Source organism: Vibrio sp. Y2-5 (assembly GCF_014596725.1).
Taxonomy (GTDB): Bacteria; Pseudomonadota; Gammaproteobacteria; order Enterobacterales; family Vibrionaceae; genus Vibrio.
Window position 1 is genome coordinate 81,635 of the sequence record NZ_JACVEG010000012.1, and the last position, 7,895, is coordinate 89,529.

Here is a 7,895-nt window from a genome sequence, read left to right on the forward strand (position 1 = left end):
AGAGGTCTATGCTGCCTGACTATTTCGACATATTTATTTTCATTTATCACAAATTTACAATTGACAACAGTTTCACAAAACCGTTCAATGAGTGGACTATTTATCCCTATCTTATTGGGGTTGTTATAGGTGACCACATTTGGCCACATTAATACAACACTAAGCAGAATGGGGTAACAGAAGAGGAGCACTGCCCAGGCAGATGTTTTGTGGAGCCTCAACTCCAAAACAAAACATTCAGGGGGAGCAGTGCCGAGATAAACCAAGGTTGTGGATTTGGTTTATCGGTTGTCAGGGTTGAATCCCTCCAACTGTCATCAGTGCTATGCTGATGAAGAGCTTCTGAGGAATTTGATACAACCTGCCTGTTGTTACACCCCTCTATTTTGCTCTAAGAAACTCTCTTCAAAACATTGGAAGTTGGATTACCAACCTTTTTAATTTCTAGGAAGTCTGGGAGAAATGTAGTGAGCGCATTCAATGTCGCCAAGTTTGGTGGAACAAGTGTTGCAAATTTTGAAGCAATGAGCCGTTGCTCTGCAATTATCGAAAATAACCCACAAACACGATTAGTCGTCAGCAGTGCCTGCTCTGGCGTAACAAACTTACTTGTTGAACTTGCTAATGGCGTTCAGGATGCAGACCAAAGATTAAGCATCATGAAACAGTTGGCTGATATTCATGATTCGATTATCGACCAATTGGCTGAACCAACCCAAGTAGAAAAAGAAGTTCACTCGATGCTAGATGGCATCGCTAGCGCTGCCGAAGCTGCATCATTTCAGTCCAGCAAAAAACTGACAGATCATTTGGTCGCTTGCGGCGAACTGATGTCGACGTATATTTTGACCCAGTTGATGCGTGAGCGCGGTGTTAATACCGTTCGCTTTGATATTCGTGAAATATTAAGAACAGATAGCCATTACGGCCGAGCTGAACCACAAATCGAAGAGATGGCTAAACTGGCGCAAGAAAAGCTTGCACCACTTTGCGCTGAATATGTTGTAGTTACTCAAGGTTTTATCGGTTCTGATGAACAAGGTAACACCACAACACTTGGTCGTGGCGGTAGTGATTACTCTGCAGCGCTGATTGCAGAATCAGTAAAAGCTTCTGGTTTAGAGATTTGGACGGATGTTCCTGGGATCTACACTACCGATCCACGTATTGCACCGAAAGCTGCTCCAATTCCAGAGATCAGCTTTAGTGAAGCATCGGAAATGGCGAACTTTGGCGCAAAAATTCTACACCCTTCTACATTGGTGCCTGCACTTCGTCATGAAATCCCTGTTTTTGTGGGCTCTTCAAAAAATCCAGATAAAGGCGGCACTTGGATTCGTCAACATGTAGAAAACTCTCCACAATTCCGAGCACTAGCACTGCGTTGTAATCAAACTATGGTGACATTACGCAGCGCAAAAATGTTCCATGCGTATGGTTTCTTAGCCAAAGTATTTGAGGTTTTAGCGAAATACAAAATCTCTGTAGACCTGATCACCACTTCTGAAATCAGTGTGTCACTGACACTCGATAAAACAGACACATCAGGCGGTGCACCTGAGCTTCCTCAAGAAGCCAAGGAAGAGTTACAAGAGCTTTGTACTGTAGAAGTCGAACACAACCTTTGCCTCGTAGCATTGATTGGTAACCATATGGAAACTAAAGGCTATGCGAAAGAAGTATTCAGCACCTTAGGTGACTTTAACTTGCGCATGATCTGTTATGGCGCAAGTGACCATAACTTGTGTTTCTTAGTCGATGCTCATGAATCTAAAGCGGTAATTCAGAAGCTTCATTTAGATCTGTTTGAAAATCGCTAATCAGATAAAACAAAGGTCACCATAAGGTGACCTTTGTTATTTTCGTTCGTAAATATCCTAACCGTTAATATTAGGGCCTAACCATTTTTCGGCTTCAAGGATATCCCAACCTTTACGCTCTGAGTAACTCTTAACCTGATCATCTTGGATCTGAGCAACAGCAAAATAGCGGGAATCAGGATGTGAGAAATACCAGCCAGAAACAGATGCACCCGGCATCATGGCGTAACTGGTTGTCAGTTCCATACCTATTTTCTCTTGCACACCTAACAATTCCCAGATTGCACCTTTCTCTGTATGTTCAGGACACGCTGCATAACCCGGAGCTGGACGGATACCCTGATACTTTTCGCGAATCAAATCTTCGTTACTTAGATTTTCATCAGGAGCATAACCCCAAATCTCAGTACGCACTTTCTTGTGCAGATACTCAGCAAAAGCTTCTGCCAAACGGTCAGCAACCGCTTGAACCATGATCGCGTTGTAATCGTCACCTTTGGCTTTGAAATCGTCAGCCAGTTCACGCTCGCCAATACCGCCCGTCACAGCAAACATACCTACCCAGTCTTGTTTGCCACTGTGTTTAGACGCCACAAAATCGGATAGACAGTAGTTTGCACCTTTTGGCTTCTCGGTTTGCTGACGCAAGTTATGCAGCACTTTAATCACTTGTTGGCGTGATTCATCCGCATACACTTCAATATCATCATCCACACTTGCCGCAGGGAACAGACCACAAATACCGTTCGCCTTCATAAGCCCTTCGGTTTCGATACGGTCAATCCAGTCATTCGCATCTTTGAACAGCTTACGAGCCTCTTCCCCGACCAACTCATGGTCAAGAATTGCAGGATATTTTCCAGACAGAGACCAAGTCATAAAGAATGGCGTCCAGTCGATGTACTGACGTAAGACAGAAACATCAAAATCTTTAAACACATGAATACCCGGTTTTACCGGTGCCGGTGGTGTGTATGTTTGCCAATCAATTGCAGCCTTGTTTGCTCGGGCTTGTTCTAAAGTCACAGGACGACTTTTCGGCTTTTTACGTGCGTGCTGCTCACGAGTTCTTTCGTAATCAAGGTTCAGACGCTCAATAAATTCAGGACGACGTTCATCAGAAAGTAATGCTGAACATACGCCAACCGCGCGTGATGCGTTGTTTACATACACGACTGGCTGATGATAGTTCTGTTCGATTTTAACCGCCGTATGCGCCTTTGATGTGGTTGCGCCACCAATCAGTAGTGGTAACTCAAATCCTTGGCGTTCCATCTCTTTCGCCACGTGAACCATTTCGTCCAAAGATGGGGTAATTAAACCAGACAGACCGATAATATCGACATTCTGTTCGCGAGCGACTTTTAGGATTGTTTCACACGGAACCATCACGCCAAGGTCGATGATTTCATAGTTGTTACATTGCAGTACCACTCCCACGATATTCTTACCGATATCGTGTACATCGCCTTTCACGGTTGCTAACAAGATTTTACCGTTGGTCGAGCCAGCCTGCTTCATTGCGTTAATATATGGTTCTAAATAAGCCACAGCTTGCTTCATAACCCGAGCAGACTTCACCACCTGTGGCAGGAACATTTTCCCTTCACCAAACAAATCACCGACGACATTCATACCGTCCATTAATGGACCTTCGATCACTTCAAGAGGCTTGGTCGCTTTGGCTCTCGCTTCTTCAGTATCTTCAACAATGAATTCGGTAATACCTTTAACAAGTGCGTGTTCTAAACGCTTTTCAACTGGCCAAGTGCGCCATTCCAGTAAAGAGGCATCTTCCTCTTTGCCAACAGCATTCTCACGGTACTCTTCAGCGATTTCCAACAGACGCTCTGTGGCACCGTCATCGCGGTTTAAAATGACATCTTCTACCGCATTACGCAGTTTCTCTGGCACGTTATCGTATATCTCTAACTGACCCGCGTTTACGATGCCCATATCCATACCATTCTTAAAACAGTGGTATAAGAACACCGCATGGATAGCTTCACGTACGTAGTTGTTACCGCGGAAAGAGAAAGAGACGTTAGACACACCACCTGAAATCATTGCATGTGGAAGTTCGCGTTTGATATCTGCAACGGCGTTGATGAAATCGAGAGCATAGTTGTTGTGTTCATCAATACCGGTTGCAACAGCAAAGATGTTCGGATCGAAAATAATATCTTCCGCAGGAAAACCCACTTGATCGACAAGAATATGATAGGCGCGGCGACAGATTTCGATCTTACGTTCACGAGTATCCGCTTGCCCTACTTCATCAAACGCCATAACGATAACGGCTGCGCCATAACGACGAACCAATTTCGCTTGATGAATAAACTTCTCTTCGCCTTCTTTTAGCGAAATCGAGTTAACGATCCCTTTGCCCTGAATACATTTCAGACCAGCTTCAATCACTTCCCACTTCGATGAGTCAACCATGATTGGCACTTTCGAAATTTCTGGCTCTGATGCACACAGCTTAAGGAATCTCTCCATACAAGCCATCGCATCCAACATGCCTTCATCCATGTTGATGTCAATGATCTGTGCGCCATTCTCGACTTGCTCACGAGCAACGTCTAAAGCCTCATCATAGAGTTCCTCTTTAATAAGACGTTTGAAGCGAGCAGAACCCGTAACGTTAGTACGCTCACCAACGTTAACGAACAATGTTTGAGGCGCTATGCTCAGAGGCTCTAAACCGGACAGCCGACACTCTACGCTGATCTCAGGAATCGCACGAGGAGCAACACCCTCAACAACTTTAGCCATTGCCGCAATATGCTCAGGGGTAGTACCACAACATCCACCAACTAAGTTCAGAAACCCAGCTTGAGCCCATTCACCAATGTGCTCCGCCATATCTTCTGGTGATAAGTCATATTCACCAAATGCATTTGGTAACCCCGCATTCGGGTGTGCAGAAACATAGCTCTCTGAAATACGAGAAAGCTCTTCGACGTATTGACGCAGCTCATCAGGGCCCAACGCACAGTTCAAACCAAAGGAAATTGGGCGAACATGACGTAAAGAGTTATAGAATGCTTCTGTGGTTTGGCCTGACAGAGTACGACCTGATGCGTCAGTGATAGTACCTGAGATCATCACAGGCAGTTCGATGCCGAGTTCTTCAAACACAGCGTCAACAGCAAAAGCGCACGCTTTCGCATTCAAAGTATCGAAAATGGTTTCGATCAAAATCAGATCGCTACCACCTCTAATTAATGCACGTGTTGATTCTGAGTAAGCGGTGACTAGCTGATCAAACTCGATATTGCGGTAACCCGGGTCGTTTACATCAGGAGAAATAGAACAGGTACGGTTGGTCGGCCCTAATACACCTGCAACATAGCGAGGTTTATCCGGTGTTTTTGCCGTCCATTCATCCGCAACTTCACGTGCCAGTTTGGCTGCAGCAAAGTTAATTTCTTCGCTCAAAGACTGCATGTCGTAATCCGCCATAGCAATCGTCGTCGCGTTGAAGGTATTGGTCTCAAGGATATCAGCACCCGCTTGCAAATAAGTGGAGTGAATTCCTCGAATCAACTGAGGCTGAGTGAGAACTAAGAGATCGTTATTTCCTTTTAGATCACAATGCCAATTGGCAAAACGTTCACCACGATAATCTTCCTCTTGCAATCTATGCTCTTGGATCATGGTTCCCATGCCACCATCAATCAACATAATACGTTGCTTCAATTGCGCTTCAATCTGGTGCTTTAGATTACTTCCCACAGTACAGCCTCATTATTCCTTTATTGCTTGTTCGACATCCTATCACACATTGATTAGAAATCTAGACGTCTAAAACATCTAAATACCACAAATGGGCTCGTTATAAAATTGATAAATCTATAGGTAAAAAGTGTTTGCTATTTGTTCATCATCAAAGGACAATTTCGCTCACATTTGGTTACATTTGAAGAAGAAAATGACGGTCTACTATACTCTGTGCTTTCTATCTGCTGCTGCGATGATGATTGCTTTTTTAAACAGCAAGATAGGTAAAATGCAAACCACAATAGCCATCACTGCTGGCTCCATGGTGCTCTCATTACTTATCCTTATTGCTGGTCAAAATGACTGGTTCCATCTCACTCAAATTGCAACTGAAACAGTTACCAGCATAAATTTTGAGAGCTTTCTCTTAAAAGGGATTTTAGGCTTCCTCTTATTTGCAGGCGGTCTCGGTATCAAACTCCCTCACTTAAAAGATCAAAAATGGGAGATTACGGTACTCGCACTAGGCGCCACTCTATTTTCTACTTTCTTCATCGGATTTGGCCTTTATGGCTTCTGTTACTTTATCGGTATTCATTTAGGTCTTGTTTACTGCTTATTGTTCGGCGCGCTCATTTCGCCAACCGACCCGATTGCAGTATTAGCTATAGTGAAAAAGCTCAACGCTCCTAAACGAATCTCAACCCAGATCGAGGGTGAGTCGTTGTTTAACGACGGTTTCGGTTTAGTCATATTCGTGACTATCTTTACAGTCGCATTCGGTAAAGAAGCTCCGACAGTAGGAAGTGTAGTCGCATTATTTGCACAAGAAGCGATTGGCGGCATCATTTACGGCTTTCTATTAGGATTACTGTTCCACTACTTGATTAGCGCAACCAACGACCACTCAATGGAGCTCTTACTGACTATCGGTGTGCCAACCGCTGGTTATGTGTTTGCAGACGTAATCCATGTGTCAGGCCCGTTAGCTATGGTGGTGTCAGGGATCATGATTGGTAACTGGACTCGTTTTATTGGTTTCTCTAAAGAGAGTGAAGAACATCTCGATCACTTCTGGGAGTTGGTGGATGAATTCTTAAACGGTGTGCTGTTCCTGTTGATCGGTATGTCGATGCTTCTTTTCGAATTCCACGAAGAAGACTGGATCTTAATGGCTTTTGCTGTACCACTAGTATTGGCAGCGCGTTACTCTAGCGTGTTTGTATCCTATATAGGTTTCAAGCGTTACCGTAAATATAACCCTTGGTCGATAAAGATCTTAACTTGGGGTGGACTACGCGGAGGTCTCGCTTTAGCAATGGCACTATCAATACCTTCAGGAATGATGGTCATCCCAGATAAGCTTATAGACGTTAAAGAGCTGATTCTGGTAATGACATACGCTGTGGTGGTGTTCTCTATCCTGATTCAAGGTTCTACAATCACTCCGATGATTGAAAAAGCCAAACTGAAAGAGAAAGAGATGGAAGAACAAAGTACTCAACATAGCGATGTACAAGAAAGCCAACAACAAAATATCTAAGCATTAATCTTCAGGAAAGCAGCAACCTAGCTAGGTTGCTGCTTTTTTTTATGCCATTTGTTATTGACCAAAGAAACAGGGAAAATTTTTCTTTACCAATCAGAACGTCCCACCATTACTTATCCCTACATCTCCATACTCTAAGAACGAGATAGTTGTAGCTCTATTTACATATAAAGCCATTGTTTAAATATAACAATAGGTAGCGACCCAGTAGCCCCATCAACAAGCATCTTCTCAAATATCGAAGTTTCAGCTTCGCTCTTTATTATTACTGTGTGGAGAGGGGAAAGGGGAAAGGGATTGAAGAGATAGGAAGTAACTACTCTGCCTCACGAGTAGAAGAAATCACATTTTTAAAGTAAAAAATACCTCAATATATTGCTTTGATGCTCTATCGTCGTTTAACACTAACTGAACTCGGCTCTCGTCATTCCTGACGAGGCTTTAAAATAATAGCGGAGCGGACGGGACTCTCTATTATCTTGCTTAGCACGTCCTTCCGTGTAACAGCCCAGCTTTCTCTTAAGTAAAGAAAAACCACTGAACTTCCGCTCCACATCCGTTCGACTTTCTTCAGACGTTAAAAAAGCCCCAGTCTCTCGACTGAGGCTTCAAATAAGTAGCGGATGGGACTCGAACCCGAGAATGCCTGCGGCAGCGTGACAGGCCGCTTCTTTCAAGGTAAGTCAGCTAACCAACTGAACTGCCGCTCTGCGTTCTCCACATACAAAAAATCCCCAGTATTGCTACTAGGGACTTAATAAGTGGCGGAGTGGACGGGACTCGAACCCGCGACCCCCGGCGTG

At 44.1% G+C, this 7,895-nt stretch carries 3 protein-coding genes and 1 riboswitch; of the genes, 2 read left to right on the forward strand and 1 reads right to left on the reverse strand.

All coding sequences use genetic code 11. The features are described 5' to 3' along the window. Positions 1 to 172: 172 nt before the first annotated feature. Positions 173 to 350: riboswitch (Lysine riboswitch) on the forward strand. A 117-nt stretch (positions 351 to 467) separates the two neighbouring features. After that, complete coding sequence (lysC, locus tag HUO09_RS20105) at positions 468 to 1,820, forward strand: lysine-sensitive aspartokinase 3 (RefSeq protein WP_188235132.1); 1,353 nt, start codon at positions 468 to 470, stop codon at positions 1,818 to 1,820. A 57-nt stretch (positions 1,821 to 1,877) separates the two neighbouring features. On the opposite strand, the gene metH is transcribed toward lysC, so the two are convergent. Further along, positions 1,878 to 5,558: a methionine synthase gene (gene metH / locus HUO09_RS20110; protein ID WP_188235133.1), complete on the reverse strand. Its 3,681-nt coding sequence runs from the start codon at positions 5,556 to 5,558 to the stop codon at positions 1,878 to 1,880. 196 nt (positions 5,559 to 5,754) lie between these two features. Between metH and HUO09_RS20115 the strand changes: the two genes are divergently transcribed. Beyond that, the gene (locus HUO09_RS20115) at positions 5,755 to 7,086 is read left to right on the forward strand and encodes a sodium:proton antiporter (protein ID WP_175579674.1); all 1,332 of its coding nucleotides are present in this window, start codon (positions 5,755 to 5,757) and stop codon (positions 7,084 to 7,086) included. Positions 7,087 to 7,895 lie beyond the last annotated feature (809 nt).